The organism is Polaribacter cellanae (genome assembly GCF_017569185.1).
GTDB classification, from domain to species: Bacteria; Bacteroidota; Bacteroidia; order Flavobacteriales; family Flavobacteriaceae; genus Polaribacter; species Polaribacter cellanae.
In genome coordinates this window covers 2,027,012-2,050,585 of the sequence record NZ_CP071869.1, presented here as the reverse complement: position 1 = coordinate 2,050,585, position 23,574 = coordinate 2,027,012, and the positions used below count along the sequence as shown (strand labels likewise).

20 protein-coding genes are annotated in these 23,574 nt (G+C 31.9%); 14 read left to right on the top strand and 6 right to left on the bottom strand.

What is annotated here, in order from left to right:
* Nucleotides 1-45 precede the first annotated feature (45 nt).
* The 6 genes from kbl (at nucleotide 46) to J3359_RS09030 (ending at nucleotide 6,515) form a co-directional block, all read left to right on the top strand.
* On the top strand, nucleotides 46-1,239 hold the full coding sequence (gene kbl / locus J3359_RS09055) for a glycine C-acetyltransferase (RefSeq protein ID WP_208080363.1): 1,194 nt from the start codon (nucleotides 46-48) through the stop codon (nucleotides 1,237-1,239).
* A 116-nt stretch (nucleotides 1,240-1,355) separates the two neighbouring features.
* Nucleotides 1,356-2,717: an OmpA family protein gene (locus J3359_RS09050; protein WP_208080362.1), complete on the top strand. Its 1,362-nt coding sequence runs from the start codon at nucleotides 1,356-1,358 to the stop codon at nucleotides 2,715-2,717.
* 178 nt (nucleotides 2,718-2,895) lie between these two features.
* Entirely contained in the window at nucleotides 2,896-4,407 is a 1,512-nt protein-coding gene (gene atpD, locus J3359_RS09045; protein ID WP_208080361.1) for a F0F1 ATP synthase subunit beta, read from the top strand.
* Nucleotides 4,408-4,482: 75 nt separating this feature from the next.
* On the top strand, nucleotides 4,483-4,776 hold the full coding sequence (locus J3359_RS09040) for a FoF1 ATP synthase subunit delta/epsilon (RefSeq protein WP_208080360.1): 294 nt from the start codon (nucleotides 4,483-4,485) through the stop codon (nucleotides 4,774-4,776).
* A 104-nt stretch (nucleotides 4,777-4,880) separates the two neighbouring features.
* Nucleotides 4,881-5,276 carry a 30S ribosome-binding factor RbfA gene (rbfA, locus tag J3359_RS09035; protein WP_208080359.1) on the top strand — a complete coding sequence of 132 codons (396 nt, stop codon included), beginning with the start codon at nucleotides 4,881-4,883 and terminating at the stop codon, nucleotides 5,274-5,276.
* A gap of 9 nt (nucleotides 5,277-5,285) precedes the next feature.
* On the top strand, nucleotides 5,286-6,515 hold the full coding sequence (locus J3359_RS09030; protein ID WP_243766014.1) for an ABC transporter permease: 1,230 nt from the start codon (nucleotides 5,286-5,288) through the stop codon (nucleotides 6,513-6,515).
* 2 nt (nucleotides 6,516-6,517) lie between these two features.
* Here J3359_RS09030 and dusB read toward each other — a convergent pair whose 3' ends face one another.
* The 3 genes from dusB to J3359_RS09015 form a co-directional block, all read right to left on the bottom strand.
* Nucleotides 6,518-7,516, bottom strand: a complete 999-nt coding sequence (gene dusB / locus J3359_RS09025; protein WP_208080358.1) for a tRNA dihydrouridine synthase DusB — start codon at nucleotides 7,514-7,516, stop codon at nucleotides 6,518-6,520.
* An 81-nt stretch (nucleotides 7,517-7,597) separates the two neighbouring features.
* Nucleotides 7,598-7,990 carry a DUF4345 domain-containing protein gene (locus J3359_RS09020; protein ID WP_208080357.1) on the bottom strand — a complete coding sequence of 131 codons (393 nt, stop codon included), beginning with the start codon at nucleotides 7,988-7,990 and terminating at the stop codon, nucleotides 7,598-7,600.
* Nucleotides 7,991-8,178: 188 nt separating this feature from the next.
* A complete protein-coding gene (locus J3359_RS09015) occupies nucleotides 8,179-9,402 on the bottom strand; it encodes a M28 family peptidase (RefSeq protein WP_208080356.1) in 1,224 nt (407 codons plus the stop codon).
* A gap of 44 nt (nucleotides 9,403-9,446) precedes the next feature.
* Between J3359_RS09015 and J3359_RS09010 the strand changes: the two genes are divergently transcribed.
* From J3359_RS09010 to lepA, 5 genes are all read left to right on the top strand, one after another.
* Complete coding sequence (locus J3359_RS09010; protein ID WP_208080355.1) at nucleotides 9,447-10,544, top strand: TolB family protein; 1,098 nt, start codon at nucleotides 9,447-9,449, stop codon at nucleotides 10,542-10,544.
* Nucleotides 10,545-10,672: 128 nt separating this feature from the next.
* Nucleotides 10,673-13,147, top strand: coding sequence for a TonB-dependent receptor (locus J3359_RS09005; RefSeq protein ID WP_208080354.1), 2,475 nt, complete (start codon nucleotides 10,673-10,675; stop codon nucleotides 13,145-13,147).
* Nucleotides 13,148-14,413: a PepSY-associated TM helix domain-containing protein gene (locus J3359_RS09000; RefSeq protein WP_208080353.1), complete on the top strand. Its 1,266-nt coding sequence runs from the start codon at nucleotides 13,148-13,150 to the stop codon at nucleotides 14,411-14,413.
* A gap of 89 nt (nucleotides 14,414-14,502) precedes the next feature.
* A complete protein-coding gene (locus tag J3359_RS08995) occupies nucleotides 14,503-14,805 on the top strand; it encodes an EF-hand domain-containing protein (RefSeq protein WP_243766013.1) in 303 nt (100 codons plus the stop codon).
* A 189-nt stretch (nucleotides 14,806-14,994) separates the two neighbouring features.
* A complete protein-coding gene (gene lepA, locus J3359_RS08990) occupies nucleotides 14,995-16,791 on the top strand; it encodes a translation elongation factor 4 (protein WP_208080352.1) in 1,797 nt (598 codons plus the stop codon).
* A gap of 229 nt (nucleotides 16,792-17,020) precedes the next feature.
* Here lepA and J3359_RS08985 read toward each other — a convergent pair whose 3' ends face one another.
* Nucleotides 17,021-17,314, bottom strand: a complete 294-nt coding sequence (locus J3359_RS08985; RefSeq protein WP_208080351.1) for a thioredoxin family protein — start codon at nucleotides 17,312-17,314, stop codon at nucleotides 17,021-17,023.
* An 87-nt stretch (nucleotides 17,315-17,401) separates the two neighbouring features.
* A complete protein-coding gene (locus J3359_RS08980; protein ID WP_208080350.1) occupies nucleotides 17,402-18,625 on the bottom strand; it encodes a metallophosphoesterase in 1,224 nt (407 codons plus the stop codon).
* A gap of 105 nt (nucleotides 18,626-18,730) precedes the next feature.
* Here J3359_RS08980 and polA point away from each other — a divergent pair, with 105 nt between their 5' ends.
* The 3 genes from polA to J3359_RS08970 all read left to right on the top strand — a co-directional run bounded on the left by polA (nucleotide 18,731) and on the right by J3359_RS08970 (nucleotide 22,930).
* Nucleotides 18,731-21,562, top strand: a complete 2,832-nt coding sequence (gene polA / locus J3359_RS08975) for a DNA polymerase I (protein WP_208080349.1) — start codon at nucleotides 18,731-18,733, stop codon at nucleotides 21,560-21,562.
* A 254-nt stretch (nucleotides 21,563-21,816) separates the two neighbouring features.
* Nucleotides 21,817-21,942 (top strand): hypothetical protein, encoded by a 126-nt coding sequence (locus J3359_RS18405; protein WP_302850212.1) that lies wholly within the window; start codon nucleotides 21,817-21,819, stop codon nucleotides 21,940-21,942.
* 28 nt (nucleotides 21,943-21,970) lie between these two features.
* Nucleotides 21,971-22,930, top strand: a complete 960-nt coding sequence (locus J3359_RS08970) for an L-threonylcarbamoyladenylate synthase (protein ID WP_208080348.1) — start codon at nucleotides 21,971-21,973, stop codon at nucleotides 22,928-22,930.
* A gap of 53 nt (nucleotides 22,931-22,983) precedes the next feature.
* Here the strand turns inward: J3359_RS08970 and J3359_RS08965 are convergent, their stop codons facing one another.
* Nucleotides 22,984-23,538, bottom strand: coding sequence for a coiled-coil domain-containing protein (locus J3359_RS08965; RefSeq protein WP_208080347.1), 555 nt, complete (start codon nucleotides 23,536-23,538; stop codon nucleotides 22,984-22,986).
* Nucleotides 23,539-23,574 lie beyond the last annotated feature (36 nt).

Here is a 23,574-nt window from a genome sequence, read left to right as displayed (position 1 = left end):
AAGAACATAAACTTTGTAACTTTGTATTTCTTAAATCGATAAAATATGTACGGAAAAATTAAAGATACTTTAAATAAAGAGCTTCAAGAAATAAAAGATGCAGGTTTATATAAATCTGAAAGAATTATTACATCATCACAAGATGCAGTTATAAAAATTTCCACAGGAGAAGAGGTAATTAACTTTTGTGCGAATAATTATTTAGGATTGTCTAACAACCCAGACGTAATTCAAGCTGCAAAAGATACCTTAGATTCTCATGGATTTGGAATGTCTTCTGTTCGTTTTATTTGCGGAACGCAAGATATTCACAAACAATTGGAAGAAAAAATCGCAGACTTTTACAAAACTGAAGACACGATTTTATATGCTGCATGCTTTGATGCAAATGGAGGGGTTTTCGAGCCATTGTTAACAAAAGACGATGCCATTATTTCTGATAGTTTAAATCACGCTTCTATTATAGATGGCGTTCGTTTGTGTAAATCTGCAAGATATCGTTATAATAATAACGACATGCAATCTTTGGAAGAACAGCTAATTGAAGCAAACAAACAAAACCATCGTTTTAAAATTATTGTTACAGATGGTGTTTTTTCTATGGATGGAATTGTCGCTAAATTAGACGAGATTTGCGATTTAGCAGATAAATACGATGCTTTGGTAATGGTAGACGAATGTCACGCAACCGGTTTTATAGGAAAAACAGGAAGAGGAACTGTGGAACTTAAAAATGTAATGAACAGAGTAGACATCGTTACAGGAACTTTGGGAAAAGCATTAGGTGGAGCAATGGGAGGTTACACTACAGGTAAAAAGGAAATTATTGAAATTTTGCGCCAACGTTCTCGCCCCTATTTATTTTCAAACTCCTTAGCACCAGCAATTGTTGGAGCTTCTTTAAAAGTTTTCGATATTATTTCTAATGATACCACTTTACGTGATCAATTAGAATGGAATACAAACTACTTTAGAATAGAAATGGAAAAAGCAGGTTTCGATTTGGTAGGTGCAGATGCAGCAATTGTACCTGTGATGTTATACGATGCAAAATTATCGCAAACGATGGCAAACAAGTTATTAGAAGAAGGTATTTATGTAATTGGTTTCTTTTTTCCAGTGGTTCCGAAAGAAAAAGCAAGAATACGTGTGCAATTATCTGCTGCCCATACAAAAGAACACTTAGATAAGGCAATTAATGCCTTTAAAAAAGTAGGAAAAAGCTTAAATATTATTTAGAATTATTAAAAAAACTTGTAATATTAGTAATATTTTGTAGATTTGTCTTTGTAGATAAGTTTTAACAACTTACTTTTGCAATTAAAATAACGAACTTTTAATTTAAAAATTTGATAATGAAACGATTAAAATTAGCTGTGATAGCTCTATTTGCGTTGGTAACAGTTAGCAACGTAAATGCACAAGATGAAAACAACCCTTGGGCTGTAGGTTTTGGATTAAACAATGTAGATTTCTATGGTTCTAGTAACTTTAGTACTCAGGTTAAAGATGTACTTGGGAACAGCGATTGGAATGTTTTACCTTCTATCTCTAGAATTTCTGTAGACAAGTACTTAGACAAAGGTTTTTCTTTACAATTAGCAGGATCTTTAAATAAGATTGAAACTGTTGTTACAAAGAACGATTCAGATTTCCTATACTGGGGATTAGATGCAATCGTAAAGTATGATGTTAACAACTTAGTTGGAGATACTGGTTGGTTTGATCCTTATGTGTATTTAGGTGGAGGCTACACTTCTGTTGATTCAAGTGGAGAAGGTATGTTAAATGCAGGTTTTGGTTTTAATACTTGGTTTAACGATAACTTAGGTTTAAACTTCCAAACAGGTACAAAAAAAGGTTTTGCTGATAAAGTAGGAACTCACTACCAAACTACTTTAGGTTTAGTAATTAAATTTGGAGGAAAAGATACTGATGGAGATGGAGTATATGACAAAAATGATGCTTGTCCAGAAGTTGCAGGTTTAAAAGAATTTAATGGTTGTCCTGATGCTGATGGTGATGGAATCAAAGATTCTGATGATGCTTGTCCAGAAGTTGCAGGTTTAGCTGCAATGAACGGTTGTCCTGATTCTGACGGAGATGGTGTTGCTGATAAAGACGATATGTGTCCTAACGATAAAGGAACAAAAGCAAACAAAGGTTGTCCTGACTCTGATGGAGATGGAGTGGTTAACAAAAACGACAAATGTCCTAACGTAGCAGGTCCAGTTGCAAACAACGGATGCCCTTGGCCAGATACTGATGGTGATGGTGTTTTAGATAAAGACGATAAATGTCCTTCTGTTGCAGGTCCAGCATCTAACAATGGATGTCCTAAGCCAGTAATTACTAAAGAAGATGAAAAATCTATTGGAGAAGTTGCAAAAGCTATTTTCTTTAATGTAGGTAAATCTTCTTTCAAACCAGGAGTTACTGCTAAATTAAATGAAGCTGTAAAAGTAATGAAGAACAATCCTAAAGCTACTTTTGTAATCGAAGGTCATACAGATAGTTCTGGTTCTGCACCATTAAACTTAAGGTTATCAGAAAAAAGAGCAATTTCTGTAAGAGATTACTTAGTAAAACAAGGAATTGAAACAACAAGATTAGAAGCTGTTGGTTATGGAGAAGGTGAACCAGTTGCAACTAACAAAACAAGAGCTGGTAGAGCTCAAAACAGAAGAGTTGTTATTAAAGTAACAAATAAGAAATAATTCTTCAAATAAATTTTTTAGAAAAGCCTTACCTTTTTGGTGAGGCTTTTTTATTTTATATTAAGATTGTTTTTTAATTTAAAAACTTTTTTAATTACACACAAAAGAATTACCTTTGCATCCTGAAAATGAGATGCTAAATCTCAAAATATAAATAATAATTATAATTAGATACAGAATGTCTACAACAACAGGAAAAGTTTCTCAAATTATTGGGCCAGTAATTGATGTTGAATTCAATACAGAAAATACAGAGCTTCCTAAAATTTACGATTCATTGGAAATTAAAAGAGCCGATGGTTCAATTTTAGTATTAGAAGTACAACAACATATTGGAGAAGATACCGTTAGAACCATTGCAATGGATGCTACTGATGGATTGAGTAGAGGTGTTGAAGTTCTTGCTACAGGAAACCCTATTCAAATGCCAATTGGAAACGATATTTATGGTCGTTTGTTTAACGTAACTGGAGATGCTATTGATGGTTTAGGAAATTTAAAGAAAGAAGGTAAAGATGGTTTACCAATCCATAGAGCTGCACCTAAATTTGAAGACTTATCTGTTTCTACAGAAGTTTTATTTACTGGAATTAAAGTAATCGATTTAATTGAGCCGTATGCAAAAGGAGGTAAAATTGGATTATTTGGAGGAGCAGGTGTAGGTAAAACTGTATTAATTCAAGAATTAATTAATAATATTGCCAAAGGACATGGTGGTTTATCTGTATTTGCAGGAGTTGGAGAAAGAACTCGTGAAGGAAACGATTTACTTCGTGAAATGTTAGAATCTGGAATTATAAAATACGGAGACGATTTTATGCATTCTATGGAAGAAGGAGGATGGGATTTATCTAAAGTAGACAAACCTGGAATGATAGATTCTAAGGCAACATTTGTGTTCGGGCAAATGAACGAACCACCTGGAGCACGTGCACGTGTTGCATTATCTGGTTTAACCATTGCAGAATATTTTAGAGATGGAGCTGGAGATGGACAAGGAAAAGATGTACTTTTCTTCGTAGATAACATTTTCCGTTTTACACAAGCAGGCTCAGAAGTGTCTGCTTTATTAGGGCGTATGCCTTCTGCAGTAGGTTACCAACCAACATTAGCAACAGAAATGGGTGCAATGCAAGAACGTATTACATCAACAAAGAAAGGTTCTATTACATCTGTACAAGCGGTTTACGTGCCTGCAGATGATTTAACAGACCCTGCACCAGCAACAACGTTTGCGCATTTAGATGCAACAACAGTATTGTCTCGTAAGATTGCAGAATTAGGTATTTATCCTGCAGTAGATCCTTTAGATTCTACTTCAAGAATTTTATCTGCAGAAATTTTAGGTGACGAGCACTATAACACAGCAACAGCAGTAAAAGAAATTTTACAGAGATATAAAGAATTACAAGATATTATTGCCATTTTAGGTATGGAAGAATTATCTGAAGAAGATAAATTAGTAGTTCATAGAGCAAGACGTGTACAACGTTTCTTATCTCAACCATTCCACGTAGCTGAACAATTTACAGGAATTCCTGGAGTTTTAGTTGATATTAAAGATACTATTAAAGGATTTAATATGATTATGAGTGGAGAGTTAGATAAATATCCAGAAGCAGCATTTAACTTAAGAGGATCTATCCAAGATGCGATTGATGCAGGTGAAAAAATGTTAGCGGAAGCTTAAAAATAGTTGGCAGTATTCAGTAAATAGTCAACAGCGACTGCGAACTGCGAACTGCGAACTGCAAACTAAATAAATATGTTTTTAGAAATTGTAACGCCAGAGGCGATTTTATTTTCATCGGAAGTAGATTCTGTATCGGTTCCAGGTGTAAATGGAGAATTTCAAATGTTAGATAATCACGCACCAATCGTTTCAGTTTTAAAAGAAGGTGTTATTAAAATTCATGTACATTCTCAAGGCCATTTAGTGTTAGACGATTTGCATGGCAAGTTAGAACAACAAATTGATGATGATAAAATAATTACCTTAGCCATAAACTCTGGTACTTTAGAATTAAATGATAACAAAGCGATTATCTTAGCAGATTAAGAATACAAATAATTAACTTTATAAATCTCAAAGTATTAGATGCTTTGAGATTTTTGTTTTTATAACAAAGAGTTAAACTCTTTAAAATATTGTAAATTTGTACTATGGAAGAAACAAACAGACAGCGAAAAATAGCTGGAGTCTTACAAAAAGACTTGGTAGATGTGTTGCAAAAAGCAGCACAGGATGGTATGAAAGGAGTAATTATTTCCGTTTCTAAAGTTCATGTAACTTCAGACCTAGGAGTTGCAAAAGTATATTTAAGTATTTTCCCTTCAGCAAAAAGAGATGAAATTGTAGAAGGAATTCAATCTAATACACCTTTAATTCGTCATGAAATGGCGAAAAGAACCAGAAATCAATTAAGAAGAATGCCAGAATTACTATTTTTTGGTGACGATACTTTAGATTATATAGAAGAGATTGATAAATCTTTAAAAGGAGAAGACGAAAACCCTATTAAAAATCCTGATGTTTTACCAAAACGTAAAAAAATCTAAATCCTTAAAATGTCAGATAAAGCGCAAGCAAAATCTTTGAGTTTCCCTTTATTTATAGCTAAAAGATATTTATTTACAAAAACCAGTAGTAATGCCATAAATATTATTACAATAATAGCTTCTTTTGGAGTTATTGTAGGTTCGTTTGCACTTTTTATTATTCTTTCGGGCTTTTCTGGTTTAAAAACATTTAATTATAGTTTTTTAGATTTTTCTGATCCAGATATTAAAATAACGCCAACGAAAGGAAAATCCTTTTTATTTGATGCTAAAACAAAACAGGTTTTAGATGGTAATTCTTCCATAGAAGTTATCTCAAAAGTAATAGAAGAACGTGTTTTTTTAGAATATAAAGATAAAAATGAAATCGCTTACATAAAAGGAGTTGACGATAATTATTCTAAAATCACACAAATAGATTCTTCTTTAAGTCAAGGAACATGGCTTCAGAGAGACTTTAAAAATACTGCTGTAATTGGTAGAGGAATATCCAACAAACTCTCTTTAGGAATATTAAATTACGGAGCGCCATTAACAATTAACTTACCAAAACCTGGAACTGGCTTTATAAACCCAAGAAACCCTTTCTACAAACTAGAAACTCAAATTGTAGGCATTTATATGGGCACAGAAGAATTTGAAAGCAAGTTTGTTTTTGTAGATTTTAAGGATGCATCAGAACTTTTAAGATTTCAAGAAAACGAAATTACTGGTTTAGAATTGAAATTAAAAAATTCAGAAAAAGTAGATTTGGTCGCAGAGAATTTGCAAGAAAAATTAGGATCAGATTTTAAAATACAAACGAAAGAGCAGTTAAATGAAGTGCTTTATAAAGTGATTAATACAGAGAATTTTGTTTCCTATTTAATATTCACATTAATAGTAATTATTGCTTTATTTAATGTTATTGGAGCGATTATTATGATGATTATCGATAAAAAACAAAACTTAAAAACATTGCTAAGTTTAGGGGCTTCCATAAAAGAAATTAAAAAAATATTTGTTTTACAAGGTTTTTTGCTAACCCTTTTTGGAATGTGTATTGGTCTTTTTTTAGCTATAATTTTGGTGTTTCTTCAAAAAAAATTCGAACTTTTTATGATTGTACCAGATTTGGCGTATCCAGTTGAATTTCGTTTTTCGAACTTATTTGTTGTAATACTAACCATTACAGTTTTAGGCTATTTAGCAGCAAAAATTGCAAGTAGTAGAATTTCTGAAGAGTTTATTGAAAAATAAAATTATAGTTCAGGAATAATTGCATTTCCAAATTTGGCTTCCACTTCATCGAAAGCTGCAAAGACATCTTTTGCATCGTCTGAAGTAACCATTTTCATTCTATATTCTTTAAAATGTGGAATTCCCTTAAAGTAATTGGTGTAGTGTCTTCTCGTTTCAAAAACGCCCAAAACAGGTCCTTTCCAATCAATCGCCATTTGTAAATGTCTTCTTGCCATTTCTACACGTTGTGCAATTGTAGGTTTTGCCAAATGTTCTCCAGTTTTAAAATAATGTTTTACTTCATTAAAAAACCAAGGATAACCAATAGAAGCTCTACCAACCATAGCACCATCTAAACCATAAGAATCTCTCATTTCCATTGCTCTTTCTGGAGATGTAATATCTCCATTTCCAAAAACAGGAATGTGCATTCTTTGGTTGTTTTTTACTTTTGCAATGGGTTTCCAATCTGCATCTCCCTTATACATTTGCGCGCGCGTTCTTCCATGAATAGAAATTGCTGCACAACCCACATCTTGCAAACGTTCTGCAACTTCTACGATTCTTATAGAATCATGATCCCAACCCAAACGAGTTTTTACAGTAACTGGTAAATTCGTGTGTTTTACCATGGCTTCTGTAAGCGAAACCATTAAATTGATGTCTTTTAAAATACCTGCTCCTGCACCTTTAGAAACTACTTTTTTTACAGGACAACCAAAGTTGATATCAATAATATCTGGATTCGATTTCTCAACAATTTCCACTGTTTTTAACATCGAATCTAAATTGGCTCCAAAAATTTGAATGCCAACAGGACGTTCTTTCTCATAAATGTCTAATTTCATAACGCTTTTTGCAGCGTCTCTAATTAAACCTTCCGAAGAAATAAATTCTGTATACACAACATCTGCTCCATTTTCTTTACACAAAGCTCTAAATGGAGGGTCCGAAACATCTTCCATTGGTGCTAATAAAAGTGGAAAATCGGGTAATTCTATGTTGCCTATTTTTACCAAAGTAATATACTTTTTTTTGCAAAATTAGTGTTTTCCTACAAGGTTTCAAAAACCTTGCAGATATTTAGTTTCTTGTGATTTTTAAAGTGATTTTGAGAATTTATTCAAAACCCAAACTCCATAAAACCCAAGAAATAATTCAGCAAAAGTGCCTAAAATATAACCAAAAGTTGGAGTTCCATCTAAAAATAAACTTAAAACGCGTCCGAAACCAAGTCCTAACATAAAAATGATGTTGGTAAGAATGGCAATTTTTAAATAGTTGTTTTTAAAAATACCTAAAAGCCAAAGTGCAGAAAAACCCAAATACAAACCCATAATTGCTTTAAAGAAATTATGCTCGTCTATGGTTTGTAGCTGAATATCGAATTGCGAAGAAGGATTAAATGCGTAAACAAAAGAAACAGGAATTACAATACAAACAGAAACAATTAAATGTATTTTGTTGATGAAATCTTGCTTCGTTTTTATCATAGTTTTTTATGAATGCCATTTCGACTTTGTGGAGAAATCTCTGTATTTAAAAAATTTCTCGACTTCACTATTTATTTCGTAGCTACTTTCAATTAAAATACATTTTAATTTCTGCAATGCTCGAATTGACAAAAAATAATGAAATTATTTTTTAAAGTCCCTCCCTTTGGGAAAGATTTAGAATGAGATTAAAAATTAATTTCTTTTTCAATTTTAGTTTCTCCTCTTTTAACCACTACTTTTGTGCTATTCCCTTTTTCAAAAACAGATAAAGCTCGCATATAACTCATCATGTTTGTTACCAAACTATCGCCCAATTTTATAACAATATCTCCCTTTTGTAAACCTGCTTTTTGTGCGGGTTTGTCTTCGGAAATTCCATCGATTCGCATTCCCTTTCCATCGAACATATAATCGGGTATTACACCCAAACCAACTTTAAAACGAGGAGAATCTTCACTTTCGTTTTTTGTTTTTCTAAAAGCTAGTTTTCCATTATCATCTAAATCTGTAATTAAATTAAAAATATAATCAGCAATTAAATACATGCCTTCGTAATTCAGTTTTTCGGAATCGTCTCCAGGTTTATGATAATCTTCATGCTGACCCGTAAAAAAATGCAATACAGGAATATCTGCCAAATAAAAAGAAGTATGATCACTTGGTCCAATACCAGATTCTTGCTGAATTAATTTAAAATTATCGTTATGAGATTTTAAAACTTGCTTAAAAATTGGCGAAGTTCCTGTGCCATAAACAGCCAAAGCACTATCTTTTTTCAAACGACCAACCATATCCATATTAATCATATAAGCTACGTTTTTAGTGTCGATTGTAGGATTCTTTACAAAATAATTAGAACCTAAAAGCCCCATTTCTTCACCAGAAAAAGCCATAAATAAATAATTATTGTTGGTATTTTTCTTTTTCAATTTTGAAGCTAAATTTAGCATAATAGCAACACCAGAAGCATTGTCATCTGCACCATTATGAATGGCTTTTATAGAATCTCTGTACAAAGAACCTTCGCCACCAAAACCTAAATGATCGTAATGAGCACCAATAATTATGGTATTTTTTGCTTTATTATCAATAAAACCTAAAATATTATTTCCAGTAATTGTACCATCGCCATTTACATCGAACTTCACTTCCTCATGAGGGTTCGTCTTTGGTTTAAACGTAAAAGGTTGTAAATATTCTTGTGTTCCTTTTGGTTGTAAGTCTAGTTCTTTAAAGCGTTCAGCAATATATTTAGCCGCTTTTTTTTCGCCTTCGGTTCCTGTTTGTCTTCCTTCTAATGCATCCGAAGCCAAAAAACTTACATCTTCTTTCATTCGATTTTCTTGGTTGACTTCTGGTTTACAAGAAATTAAAAAGCATAAAAAAATTAGAAATAGAATGTTTCTCATGACGATAAATATTATTTTTGCAAAGTTAATTAATAAAACAGAAAATGAGAGTTGTTTACCTAATTGTATTTACGTTGTTAGTGGTTTCTTGTAAAAATGAAAAGAAATCCATAGAAACAAAATCAGTAGAAAGAGTTCATGCAAACGACTCCCTAATTTATCCAGAAGAAGTGCATTTTAAAAGCATAAAACAAATTACATTTGGTGGCGACAATGCAGAAGCCTACTGGAGTTTCGACGATAAGCAACTGGTTTTTCAATCTAATTATAAAAAATGGGGCGTAAACTGCGATCAGATGTTTTTAATGAATGCAACCGAAACATTTAAAAACAAAATACCTCCAATGGTTTCCACAGGAAAAGGACGAACAACTTGTTCTTATTTTTTGCCAGATAACAAACACATTATTTATGCATCTACACATTTAATGGATAAAAATTGCCCAGAAGTTCCTTTACGTAAAAATGGAAAATACATTTGGCCAGTGTACGATAGTTTCGACATTTTTGTGGCAGATTTACAAGGAAATATCGTAAAACAATTAACGAATGAAAAAGGGTACGATGCAGAACCAACAGTGTCTCCAAAAGGAGATAAAATTGTATTTACATCTACCAGAAGTGGCGATTTAGAATTATATACGATGAATATCGATGGTTCTGACGTAAAACAAATTACAAACGAATTAGGTTATGATGGAGGCGCATTTTTCTCTCCAGATGGAACAAAAATTATTTTCCGTTCATCTAGACCAAAAACACCAGAAGACATAAAAGCATACAAAGATTTATTGGCAGAAGGTTTGGTAGAGCCTACAGAAATGGAACTTTATATTTGTAACGCAGATGGTTCTGAATTGCGTCAATTAACAGATTTAGGAAACGCAAATTGGAGCCCGTTTTTTCATCCTTCAGGAAAAAAGGTTTTATTCTCATCTAATTTTGAAGCAGAAAGAGGATTTCCTTTTAATTTATATATGATAGATTTAGATGGTAAAAATTTGGAAAGAGTAACGCATGGAGAAACTTTTGATGCATTTCCAGTATTTTCTAACGACGGAAAAAAATTAATTTTTTCTTCGAATAGAAATAATGGAGGAGGTAGAGATACCAACTTATTTATTGCAGAATGGCAAGATTAAAATCTTAGTTTTATATACTTTTGATTATAAGTACCTTAAAAAATTAAGGTGCTTTTTTTTAGTAAATAAACATTATTTTTATTCAGACTTAATATAAATAATGATATTTTTGCACGAAAATTTAATCAATGAGACTATTAAACAAACAATATATTTTAGTTTTTTGCACACTATTTGCAGCGAATATTTATGCACAAACGACTAATATAAAAGGCGTAGTAAAAGATAGTAATGAGATTGCTTTAGAAGGAGCAACTGTCTTTATCAAAAAATTAAATAAGGGAATAAGTACAGACAGAAATGGTGCTTTTGAATTTAAAAATATTAAAAATGGCACTTATAAGATTACAGTTAGCTATGTTGGTTTCGAATCATCAACAAAAAATATAATTGTTAATGACAGTACAATAACAATAAATTTTATTTTAAGCGAACAAAATGAACGTTTACAAGAAGTAGAAATTATTGGTAGAAAAGAACAAAGTTATAAAAACACCAAATCTTTTTCGGGCACTAAATCTGCCATCAACTTAAAAGACTTGCCACAATCTGTTGGCTATGTTACCAAAGAGGTGGTTTTGGATCAAGCAGGGTATCGTCTAAACGACGTTGTAAAAAATATAAGTGGTGTAAACCAACATTCTTTTTATAACGATTTGGTAATAAGAGGGCATAGAGTTTCGGGACAAAGAAACTCTAGTATGATGCTAAATGGTATGCGAATAATGACTAGTTTTTGGAAGCAACAATTGATACCACATATAGAAAAAGTAGAAGTTATTAAAGGACCCGCATCTGCACTTTTTGGAAATGCTTCTCCTGGGGGTGTTATAAACAGCGTCACAAAAAAACCGCTTTTTACAGAAAAAAAATCTATAAGCTCTAGTGTGGGTAGTTTTAATACATTTAGAATTTTATCTGATTTCACAGGGCCAATGGATGATGCAGACAAACTTTTATATAGATTGAATATAGGCTACGAAAATTCTGATGGCTTTAGAGATTTGCAGTTTTCTAAAAATTTAGTAGTTGCCCCTTCCTTTTCATTTTTACCTAATGACAATACTAGGTTAAATTTAGATGTGGTTTACCAAGATTCTAAAGGAAGATTGGATAGAGGGCAAGCTGTTTTTGGCAATGGAGATTTATACTCTGTACCTGTCACAAAATCATTAAGTGCGGTTAATGATTTTTTAAATGAATTTAATTTAAACGTGACCTTATCTTTTCAACATAAATTTACAGAAGATTTAAGTTTTAATAGTATTTACTTGAACTCTAGTTACGATGAAGATTTGTTAGAACACAGAACCGCCAATTCTTTTGCTGCTTTAGGGGATGGTTCTTTTGATATTTCTAAAGTTGCCATGCGAGTTTTTGAAAGAAAACGCTCTTGGAACAACCAAAATTTCACGAATTATTTTAATTATAAATACAGTGTAGGGAATACTAAAAACACCTTATTGGTTGGTTTCGATTATTTCCAACAAGAATTACAAGCAGGAGGTTCTCAAAGAGAAGCACGTGCATATTTACTAAAAAACGGAACAGCGACCAATTCGTTTAAGATAGCAAACAAAAATAATTATGTATTAGATTCAGACGGAAACCCTGTTACTAATGTGGCACATTTTGACCTAATGTCTCCAACAGCAAATGGTATTAGGGATAGGAGTAATTATGTATATCAAATTAGGCAATTTCCACAGTTTCTACAATCCAGCAAAGGTATTTATATCCAAAACCAAACTTCAATAAACGATAAGTTTGATGTATTGCTAGGATTACGTCAAGATTATTTTTCGGATTTCATAAATTATAAAACAGAAAAAGAGAAGATTGTAGAACAACAATCCTTTTTACCAAGATTAGGTTTGGTTTATAAAGCCAATAAAAATATAAATATTTATGGTACTTGGGTGAGAGGTTATCAACCACAAAGCGCAACACAAGTGAGCAACCCAAATGTTGGTGGTCCTTTTGACCCTCTGACCAGTGAGTTGTTTGAGGTAGGTGTAAAAACAGAATGGTTTCATAGAAAATTAAGTGCCACTTTAGCATTGTATGATTTGACACAAAGAGGAGCATTGCTAAACGCCAATGACGTTAGTAACCCAGATAGATTGGTGCAGCTAGGTAAAGATAAATCTAAAGGCATAGAATTAGATGTATATGGAAAAGTGATGCCCAATTGGAGTGTGATTTTAAACTATGCTTATAACCATGCTTTTATAGTTTCTGCAAGTGATGCTGATGTATTAAAATTTGGAAATCAAAAACCAAATGCACCAAAACACGCTTTTAACTTTTGGTCTAAATACACTATAAATAACGGAAGGTATAAAGGCTTAGGATTTGGCTTGGGATATGATTATGTATCTCGTAGATTAGGTTCTATCGTTAGAGACCCAAAATTAGTGCCCATTTTCCCATCTTATGGCTTGGTAAATACGGCTTTATATTACAATGTGGGTAAATTTCAAATTCAATTAAACGTAAATAATATATTTAACGAAATTCACTGGGTCGGAGGATACGATTTTTTGAGAGCTTTCCCGGGGCAAACAAGAAACTTAATAACGACAGTTTCGTATACGTTTTAAATGAAAAAACTGAAAAAGAAAGATTATTTTTCTATTCATAGTTGGATAGGAGTTCAGTTGTGTATGCTATTTTTTATAGTATGCTTTTCTGGTACAATAGCTGTTTTTAGTCACGAATTAGATTGGTTGTTTAATCCGGAAATGAGAGCTGTACCTCAAGAAAAATTGGCGTCTAAAAACGATATTTTACAGCAAATAAAAACACAATATCCAGAGGGGAATATTACTTTTTGGATGAAGTCTCACGAAGATTATTTGTGTGATATTATTTATTTAGAACAAAAAGGGGGCAAAAGACTATTTCTTTTTGCAAACCAGTATACAGGAAAACTACAAGGTGCTGCTGCTACAACAATTCAGCGTTTTTTTAGAGATTTACATTACTACCTATTTATTCCTTTTCAGATTGGGCATTTTTTAGTTTTGTCCTTTGCATTTTTGCTTTTGGGGTCCTTGATAAGTGGCTGGAAATTTATGCGAAAAAAGAAAAAGCATTTTTTGAATTTAGGAAAAAAAAATAACACCTTAGCATATCATAAAAATTTACATAAAACTTTTGGTTTATGGTCTATTCCTTTTGTTCTATTATTTTCTATAACAGGAATTTGGTATTTTTCTGAAAGGGTAGATTTGTTTTCTATCTCCAATTTTATTGGTGATAAAAAGATTGAAGTAATACCCTCAAAAACACACACGACCAAAAACTTTTCCTATTCTTTAGATTATGACAGTGTTTTAAATATTGCTAAAAAAGAAATACCAAATTTTACATTTGGCTCTTTTGTGATTTCTAATGATAATACAAAACCTATTATAGAAGTAAGAGGCAAATCTGATATGCCAATGGTAAGGTACAGGGCAAATAGAGTGGTGATAGACACAGAAACAGATACATTGTTGTATGTGCAAAAAGCAACTGAAACCAATACACTAAAGACTATTAATAATATGATAGATCCCATTCATTTTGGACATTTTGGTGGTCTTTTTACAAAAGCAATTTGGTTTGTTTTTGGTTTGATGATTACCTATTTGACAGCAAGCGGTATTTGGATTTATCTAAAGAGAATCTCAAAAAACAAAAAAGGAGCCTATACGTTTAGGTATGTAAACTGGTTTTTGTTCGCTGTAATGCAGTTTTTTATGTACCAAAGACTTATTTATATACAAGGAGTCTCCCTTCTAAGTCATATTATAATTTTAGTGTTTTGGAGTGTATTTTTATATTTGATTTACAGTGTTTTCTATAAAAAAATCAGAACTTAAACTTTTTTATTATGGGTATTTTTTTTGATTGAAAAATTAAACATTAATTTCATGAAATTTATTTTTAAATTTTATAAACTTGTTTTTTTATGAAACAGCAATCTAAAATCAAAAAAATGGGAGCAAAAGAAAAAATATTACAAAAAATACACGATTTAATAACAACAAAGTTTAAAAGTTCTGAAGAAGCTTTTTATTTTTATGATGAAGATAAAGATGGAAATTTAAGCAGAGACGAAATTAAAATGTTACTAAAAGCTGCAGAAATAAGTGGACTTTTAAGAGGTGTTGTTGCTAGCGAATTGATAAAAGGTTACGATAAATCAGGAGACGAAGCCATCAATTTAGAAGAGTTTAAAGTGGCAATTGCAGAGCTAGAAAGAGATTTGTAATTTTTACGAATGCTATGAAAATTCTTATAATGCCTCCTTTAGCGCAGTCGAAATGTTTCAATATTTATACATAAGTTCTCGACTGAGCTCGAACAGATATTCTTATTTTCATACACCTCCCTTTTTTTTATTTGACAAGGTTTGTAAATAGCATATCTTTGCGAGTTGAACGCAGTTAGAAAACGAAGTATGAAGAATATTAGAAACTTTTGCATAATCGCACACATCGATCATGGAAAAAGTACATTGGCAGATAGATTATTAGATTTTACAGGCTCTGTAACTTCTCGAGAAAAAAAAGAGCAATTATTAGACAATATGGATTTGGAGCGCGAACGTGGAATTACCATAAAATCGCACGCAATTCAAATGGATTATATTCATAATGGAGAGCCATATATTTTAAATTTAATCGACACGCCAGGTCACGTAGATTTCTCTTACGAAGTTTCTCGTTCTATTGCTGCATGTGAAGGCGCTTTGTTAATTGTAGATGCTGCACAAAGTATTCAAGCACAAACAATTTCTAATTTATACCTGGCTTTAGAGAACGATTTAGAAATTATTCCTGTTTTAAATAAAGTAGATTTACCTTCTGCAAACCCAGAAGAAGTAACAGACGATATTGTAGATTTATTAGGTTGCGACCCAGAAGAAGTAATTCACGCAAGTGGAAAAACAGGTTTTGGAGTCGATAATATTTTGCAAGCAATTATTAGTAGAATTCCTGCTCCAAAAGGAGATCCAACTGCACCTTTACAAGCATTAATTTTCGATTCTGTATATAATTCTTACAGAGGAATTGAAACCTATTTTAGAGTTTTTAATGGTGAAATAAAAAAGGGACAAGAAATAAAATTCGTTGCCACAGGTAAAAATTATTTTGCAGACGAAGTTGGTACTTTAAAACTGAATCAGGTTGTAAAAAAAGCTGTAAAAACAGGTGATGTTGGGTATTTAATTACAGGAATTAAAACCGCAAAAGAAGTAAAAGTAGGAGATACCATTACAGATTTCGCAAAACCAACCCAAGAAATTATTGAAGGTTTCGAAGATGTAAAACCAATGGTTTTTGCAGGAATTTACCCTGTAGATACAGAAGATTATGAAGAATTGCGTAGTTCTATGGAAAAACTGCAATTAAACGATGCTTCTTTGGTGTTTCAACCAGAAAGTTCTGCAGCCTTAGGTTTTGGTTTTCGTTGTGGATTTTTAGGAATGTTACACATGGAAATTATTCAAGAACGTTTAGAACGTGAGTTTAATATGACTGTTATTACAACAGTTCCTAACGTTTCTTACTATGCTTATACAAAGAAAAATCCAGGTGAAATTATCATCCTAAACAATCCAACAGATTTACCAGATCCATCGAGATTAGACAGGGTAGAAGAACCTTTTATCAAAGCAAGTATTATTACAAAGGCAGACTTTGTTGGGCAGGTAATGAGTTTGTGTATCGAAAAACGTGGACAAATAATTAACCAAACCTATTTAACAACACAAAGAGTTGAACTAATTTTCGAAATGCCTTTAGCAGAAATTGTATTCGATTTTTACGATCGTTTAAAAACCGTTTCTAAAGGATATGCATCTTTCGATTACCACCCAATTGGTATGAAAGAATCGAAATTAGTTAGAGTAGATATTTTATTAAATGGAGATCCTGTAGATGCACTTTCGGCGTTATTACATGCAGATAATGCCTACACAATTGGTAAAAAAATTGTAGAAAAACTAAAGCAATTAATACCAAGACAACAGTTCGATATTCCTATTCAGGCAGCAATTGGCGCAAAAATTATTGCGCGTGAAACTACAAAAGCCTTACGTAAAGATGTTACTGCAAAATGTTACGGAGGAGATATTTCTCGTAAACGTAAACTGTTAGAAAAACAGAAAAAAGGAAAGAAAAGAATGCGCCAAGTAGGTAATGTAGAAATTCCACAAGAAGCATTTATGGCGGTTTTAAAGTTGAATGATTAGATAAGGAAATCAATATTTTTAGAACAAAACATAAGATAAATAAAGAGAAATAGATTAATTGGCATACTTCTAATAGTTGCAAGTTTGTCTATTTTTTATTTTGCAAATTTTGGAGATTGTTTAGATATTCTTTTAGGAGCTTTAATAACAGTTGGTTTAGGGTTTGTTTTTAACTTTTTACCTATTAAAAAACACACATAAATTATTTGCTTAAAGAAAACAGGCAAAATTAAAAATATTCTTTAACCAAGCCAATTAATGTTTTTGCATCTTGGAAACCTGTTTTGCGCCATTTCATCTCGCCATTTTTATAAATCATAAATGTTGGGTTTCCTTTTACACGCAAAGCATCTGCAAGAATTTCGTTCTTTCTAATATCTATTTTTATTACTTTGGCTTTATCGCCCAAAGCAGCAGCAACATCTCTAAGAGTCTCTACGTTGTTTTCTGCCTCATCCCAATCTGTATAAAAATCGATTAGAACTGGTTTTTCAACACTAATTAATTCGCCAAATTTTGTCATAATATAAAGTTTTTAGGAGGGAAAAACGTATAAATTACTCAATTATTCAATAACAAAGATAAGAATTCTTTATAAATTAGTTGATTATCAGCCTTTTTTCAATTCTATAACTGTAATTTCTGGCCAAATTCCAACTCTACCAGGAAATGCATGGTAACCAAAACCTCTGTTTACATTTATATATCTACCAGCTTCTTGGTACAAACCTGCCCACTGTTTATAAACGTATTTAGAGGGACTCCATTTTAGCCACCCAGGAATTTCGATACCCATTTGTAAACCATGTGTATGTCCACTTAACGTTAAATGGTAATTAAAAGGATCTTGTTTTACCTTGTATTCCCAGTGACTAGGATCGTGAGACATTAAAATTTTGAAGTCTTCCTTATTTACTCCAGAAGAAGTTCTCTTTAAATCTCCTGCTTGGTTGAATCCTTTTCCCCAATTTTCTACTCCAAGAAGTGCTATTTTTTGTCCATCTTTTTCTAAATACCTGTGTTCGTCTAAAAGTAAATCGAAACCAATTTTCTTGTGAATATCTTTTACTTGCTGAAAATTATCAATTTTATCTTGTGGATTTTCCCAATCCATATAATCGCCATAATCGTGGTTACCAAGAATGGAAAACTTTCCTTCTTTTGCTTCCAATTTATCGAAAACATCAATCCAATTATCCATTTCATCAGCTTTATTATTTACAATATCTCCAGTAAACAACATAATATCCGATTTTTGCTTGTTTATTAAATCAACTCCGTATTTTATTTTTTCTTTATTGGTGAAACTTCCAGAATGAATATCAGAAATTTGAGTAATTGTAAAACCATCAAACGCTTCAGGTAAATCTTTAAAAGTTAAGCTGTATTTTAAAACTTTGTAATTGTATTTTCCGTAGATAATTCCATAAATAAAAGAAGCAAATGGTATGGCTGCTAAACCTAAGGCAATTTGCGAAATAAATTTTCTTCTACCAGCCAAAGGTTTTGTGTCTCCTGATGAAATTGCAGATATCAGTTTTAAAATCCACCTGAAAATATCTTCTCCAAAAAGTACTAAAATGATGATTAATTTAGGAATTGAAACTGTTAACATTAAACCCATTGCCATTTGAAACTGTGGTGTTTGTCCATTGCCTCTATCATAAGTTAAAACAGTTAGAAAAAAGTAAATATATACTCCAACACTTGCTGTTAAAAATAAAAAACGAACGAACTTACTATTAGAAATGGTTTTAAAAGCTTGAAAAGTATAAATTTCTACAGCTACAATTACAACTAATAAAATAATGAGTGGAATTAACCAACGTGGCATAAAATAAATTTAAAATATTTACCAAAGATACTGCTTAAAATATCGATTGCATTTTAATACGATGTTAAAGTTTCGTAGCTTTAGCGTTCCATTAAAACCATTAAAATGCAAGACCAAAAAAGAGTATTTTTAGTTGATGCTTACGCATTAATTTTTCGCGGATATTATGCCTTTATAAAAAACCCAAGAATTAATTCGAAAGGCCTAGACACCTCTGCAATTATGGGTTTTATGAACTCACTTTTAGATGTAATCAAACGTGAAAGACCCGATAAATTAGCGGTTTGTTTCGATAAAGGAGGTAGTGTAGACAGAGTAGAAATGTTTGAAGCTTACAAGGCCAATAGAGATGAAACTCCAGAAGCAATAAAATTGGCAGTTCCTTACATTATGGAAATTCTAAAAGCAATGCACATTCCTATTATGGTAAAAGAAGGTTTTGAGGCAGATGATGTAATTGGAACACTTTCTAAACAAGCAGAAAAGGAAGGTTACCAAACTTTTATGGTAACTCCAGATAAAGATTTTGCACAATTGGTTTCCGATAATATTTTTATGTACAAACCACGTTTTGGTGGTGGTTACGATATTTGGGGAGTGCCAGAAGTATTGGCAAAATTCGAAATTACAGACCCTTTACAAGTCATCGATTTTTTAGGAATGATGGGCGATTCTTCCGATAATATTCCTGGTTTGCCAGGAGTTGGCGAAAAAACAGCAAAAAAGTTTTTAGCAGCTTATGGCTCTATGGAAAACTTGTTGGCAAACACGCATGAGCTAAAAGGTAAAATGAAAGAGAAAATAGAAGCAAATGGCGAGTTAGGTTTGCTTTCCAAAAAATTGGCGACAATTATGTTGGATGTTCCTGTAACTTTTAATGCGGAAGATTTTGAGTTAGACCAACCAGATGTACAAAAAGTAACCGAAATTTTTAACGAATTAGAATTCAGGAATTTATTAACTAATTTCTTAAAAACATTTACAGTTGCAGATTTAGTAGATGAGGAAAAAGCCAAAGAAAAGGTAGAAAAAGTTAAAAAAGCACCTATAAATCCTGAAGGGCAGTTCGATTTATTTGCAACACCAGGAACTGGAAGTGTTTCAGAAGCAGATGTTGCATCTGGCTTTAAAACCATTGATAATACAGATCATTTTTATCAACATATAAATTCTCCTTTCTCCAGAAAATTAGTACTTCAAAAATTACTACAACAAACTTCGGTTTGTTTCGATACTGAAACTACAGGATTAAAAGCGCTGGAAGTAGAATTAATTGGAATTGCATTTTCTTACGAAATCGGAAAAGGATATTACGTTTCATTTCCTGAAGACCAAGAAGAAACAAAAGCAATTTTAGAAGAATTTAGACCGTTTTTCGAAAGTGAAATCGAGAAAATTGGGCATAATTTAAAATATGATATTAAAGTATTATCTAATTATAATATGCCAGTAAAAGGGAAATTATTCGATACGATGATTGCACATTATTTGATCAATCCAGATATGCGTCATAATATGGATGTTTTGGCGGAAACATATTTAAACTATCAACCTGTTTCTATTGTAGATTTAATTGGTAAAAAAGGGAAAAACCAGCTTTCTATGAGAGTCGTTCCAATTGCAGACCAAACAGAATATGCAGTAGAAGATGCAGATATTACTTTTCAACTAAAACAATTGTTTACAGCTGAATTAGAAAGTGGAAACGTAACCAAACTATTTAATGAAATTGAATTGCCTTTGGTATCCGTTTTAACAGCTATGGAAATCGAAGGAATTAACGTGGATGTTGCTTTCTTAAACCAATTATCTGTTGCGTTAACAGAAGACATCAACAAACTTGAAAAAGGAATTTACGAACAAGCAGGAGAAGAATTTAACATTGCTTCGCCAAAACAATTGGGTATTGTTTTGTTCGAAAATATGAAATTGGTAGACAAACCCAAAAAGACAAAAACTGGACAGTATAAAACTGGTGAGGATATTTTATCTTATTTGGCGAAAGACCACAAAATTATTAGGGATATTCAAGAATATCGCCAATATAAAAAATTACAAAGTACGTATGTAGATGCGTTGCCAAATGAAATCAACCCAAAAACAGGCAGAATTCATACGCAATATATGCAAGCTGTGGCTGCAACAGGAAGGTTGAGTTCTAACAACCCGAATTTACAAAACATTCCAATTCGTACAGAAAGAGGACGAGAAGTGCGAAAAGCATTTATTCCAAGAGACGAAAATTATGTGTTGTTAGCAGCCGATTATTCTCAAATTGAATTGCGAATTATAGCGGCTTTAAGCCAGGAAGAAACCATGATAAATGCGTTTAAAAACGGCGAAGATATTCATGCTTCAACCGCTGCAAAAGTATTTAATGTTCCTATTGATGAAGTATCTCGTGAGCAAAGAAGCAATGCAAAAACAGTAAACTTCGGGATTATTTATGGAGTTTCTGCTTTTGGTTTGAGTAATCAAACAGATTTATCGAGAGGAGAAGCCAAAGAACTAATTGATACGTATTATGAAACGTATCCAAAACTAAAAGCATATATGACTTCTTTGGTCGATTTTGCGCGAGAAAATGGTTTTGTAGAAACGGTTTTAAAAAGACGTCGTTATTTAAAAGACATCAATTCCAGAAACGCTGTGGTTAGAGGTGCTGCCGAAAGAAATGCTGTAAATGCCCCCATACAAGGTTCTGCTGCAGACATTATTAAGTTAGCCATGATAAATATTCACAAACGTTTTGAAGAAGAAAACTTTAAATCGAAGATGTTGTTACAAGTGCATGATGAATTGGTTTTTGACGCTCATAAAGACGAGTTAGAAACCATAAAACCAATTATTAAACACGAAATGGAAAACGCCTTTAAAATGGAAGTTCCTTTAGATGTAGAGATGGATATTGGTGAGAATTGGTTGGAAGCGCATTAAATATGAAACTAGATTATATAGACAATTACAATGGTCTTCAATAAAATATTGTTCGCTTATTTAATTTTGATAAAGCAGCAGCAATTCTGTTTCGAAATTTATTAAAAGAAACAGTTATCGACAAAAAACAACGATTAGATTTATCTCAAATCGATTTTATCGATACAGAAAACTGTAACCTAATTTTTGGTTTATTTAAGTCCGATGAAGGAATTCTTACCAAAGACAACGAAACCTATTTCTGCATTTTAAAGATGGAAAGTTATATAGAAATGCTTCGTCTGTTAGAACCTTTTTGTAAGAAAGAATCAAAAGGATATCAATATTTATACGATGTAGATACACCAACAGATTTGTTGTTTGCACCTTATGCGAATTGATAAATATTTGTAATTTAGCAACCGAATTATGAGCATTATTTCTAAAGACATACAAAAAGCAATAAAACTATTAACTAACGAGCAGTTGGTTGCCATACCAACTGAAACAGTTTATGGTTTGGCTGGAAATATTTTTAGCGAAAAAGCGATAAAAAGTATTTTTTCGACGAAGAAACGTCCGTTTTTTAATCCGTTAATTGTACATATTTCTGGAATAGAAAAATTAGAAAATATTGTAACTCATATTCCTGAAAAAGCAAAATTATTAGCAAACGCTTTTTGGCCAGGTTCTATGACGTTGGTTCTAAAAAAGAACGAAAAAATTCCTGATTTAATTACTGCTGGAAAAGATACAGTTGCTGTTCGTATTCCAAACCATCCAGTAACTTTAAAGCTTTTAAAACAATTACCTTTTCCTTTGGCAGCGCCAAGTGCAAACCCTTTTGGAAGTATTAGCCCAACAAAACCAGCACATGTAGAACGTTATTTTAAAGATGATATTCAGCAAGTTTTAGATGGTGGTTTTTGCAAAAGCGGAATAGAATCTACCATTATTGGTTTCGAGAATAACAAGCCAATTATTTACAGATTAGGTGCTTTAGCTTTGGAAGATATTGAAGCAGTTGTGGGTAAAATTACAATAAAAAATAAGAAAGAGCAAAGCCCAGATGCTCCAGGAATGTTGGCAAGACATTATGCACCTTCTACAAAAACTTTTATGGTAGATAATGTTGCAAAAGAAGTTAAAAAACACGCAAATAAAAAAATTGGAGTTTTAGTTTTTAAAGACTCTTTAAATAATGATAATTTAACTGAAATTATTCTGTCTAAAAACGGATTAATGCAAGAAGCAGCTTCTAAATTATACGATTCTTTGCACGAATTAGATAGTTTGTTTTTAGATGTAATTATTGCAGAGCGTTTTCCTGATAATGGTTTAGGAAAATCGATTAACGATCGTTTACAACGTGCTACTTTTAGTGCATAAAAAAAGGATAGCTTTTTACACTATCCTTCCTTAAAATTAATGTTTTTAATAAATTACGATTTTTTATATTTCGCAATTATTTCATTTAATTCTTCACGTAAATCATCAAACTTTTCGTTTAAATCTTCGATGTTTTGCTTTACTTTATCGGCAGCATCGTTTTTGTTATCGATTACATTTTTATATTCTTTTTGAACATTTTTAATGTCTTCTTTCACCTCATCTGTTTGTAACCATTTAGGAATGTTATTTCCTAATTCAGCAATTGTACCTTTTAAATTTTCAATTCTTTTGTCTACTTCATCAGTATCTAAATTTTCGATGTCTTTTAATTCTTTATTTGCAATGGTAAATCCATTCCAATCGTCAAAAGCCAAAGTACCATTAGAATCTACTTTGTAATTTACTTCTGTTCCGTCTTCTAATTTCATCTTCATTTCTTGGAACCCTTCAGAAATATCATCTCCAATTTCGTCCATCTTATCTTTTGCATTTTCCATGGTTTCTTCCATCTTGTCTTTTACCTTTTCTTTTTTTGTTTGGTTACAAGAGGTAAATAATAAACCTGTTATCGCTAATACCGTTGTTAATTTTTTAATCGTTTTCATTTTGTTATTTTTTTTTGATTGTTTTAATATTCGATA

Bases quoted from the DNA above. Each gene is read 5' to 3' on its own strand.
- J3359_RS18405 (WP_302850212.1), top strand. From the start codon at position 21,817: ATGGAAAGTTATATAGAAATGCTTCGTCTGTTAGAACCTTTTTGTAAG.
- atpD (WP_208080361.1), top strand. From the start codon at position 2,896: ATGTCTACAACAACAGGAAAAGTTTCTCAAATTATTGGGCCAGTAATT.
- J3359_RS08980 (WP_208080350.1), bottom strand. From the start codon at position 18,625: ATGCCACGTTGGTTAATTCCACTCATTATTTTATTAGTTGTAATTGTA.
- J3359_RS09020 (WP_208080357.1), bottom strand. From the start codon at position 7,990: ATGATAAAAACGAAGCAAGATTTCATCAACAAAATACATTTAATTGTT.
- J3359_RS09000 (WP_208080353.1), top strand. From the start codon at position 13,148: ATGAAAAAACTGAAAAAGAAAGATTATTTTTCTATTCATAGTTGGATA.
- J3359_RS08970 (WP_208080348.1), top strand. From the start codon at position 21,971: ATGAGCATTATTTCTAAAGACATACAAAAAGCAATAAAACTATTAACT.
- J3359_RS09030 (WP_243766014.1), top strand. From the start codon at position 5,286: ATGTCAGATAAAGCGCAAGCAAAATCTTTGAGTTTCCCTTTATTTATA.
- lepA (WP_208080352.1), top strand. From the start codon at position 14,995: ATGAAGAATATTAGAAACTTTTGCATAATCGCACACATCGATCATGGA.
- J3359_RS08965 (WP_208080347.1), bottom strand. From the start codon at position 23,538: ATGAAAACGATTAAAAAATTAACAACGGTATTAGCGATAACAGGTTTA.
- J3359_RS09010 (WP_208080355.1), top strand. From the start codon at position 9,447: ATGAGAGTTGTTTACCTAATTGTATTTACGTTGTTAGTGGTTTCTTGT.
- kbl (WP_208080363.1), top strand. From the start codon at position 46: ATGTACGGAAAAATTAAAGATACTTTAAATAAAGAGCTTCAAGAAATA.
- J3359_RS08985 (WP_208080351.1), bottom strand. From the start codon at position 17,314: ATGACAAAATTTGGCGAATTAATTAGTGTTGAAAAACCAGTTCTAATC.
- J3359_RS08995 (WP_243766013.1), top strand. From the start codon at position 14,503: ATGAAACAGCAATCTAAAATCAAAAAAATGGGAGCAAAAGAAAAAATA.
- J3359_RS09050 (WP_208080362.1), top strand. From the start codon at position 1,356: ATGAAACGATTAAAATTAGCTGTGATAGCTCTATTTGCGTTGGTAACA.
- J3359_RS09005 (WP_208080354.1), top strand. From the start codon at position 10,673: ATGAGACTATTAAACAAACAATATATTTTAGTTTTTTGCACACTATTT.
- J3359_RS09015 (WP_208080356.1), bottom strand. From the start codon at position 9,402: ATGAGAAACATTCTATTTCTAATTTTTTTATGCTTTTTAATTTCTTGT.
- polA (WP_208080349.1), top strand. From the start codon at position 18,731: ATGCAAGACCAAAAAAGAGTATTTTTAGTTGATGCTTACGCATTAATT.
- rbfA (WP_208080359.1), top strand. From the start codon at position 4,881: ATGGAAGAAACAAACAGACAGCGAAAAATAGCTGGAGTCTTACAAAAA.
- J3359_RS09040 (WP_208080360.1), top strand. From the start codon at position 4,483: ATGTTTTTAGAAATTGTAACGCCAGAGGCGATTTTATTTTCATCGGAA.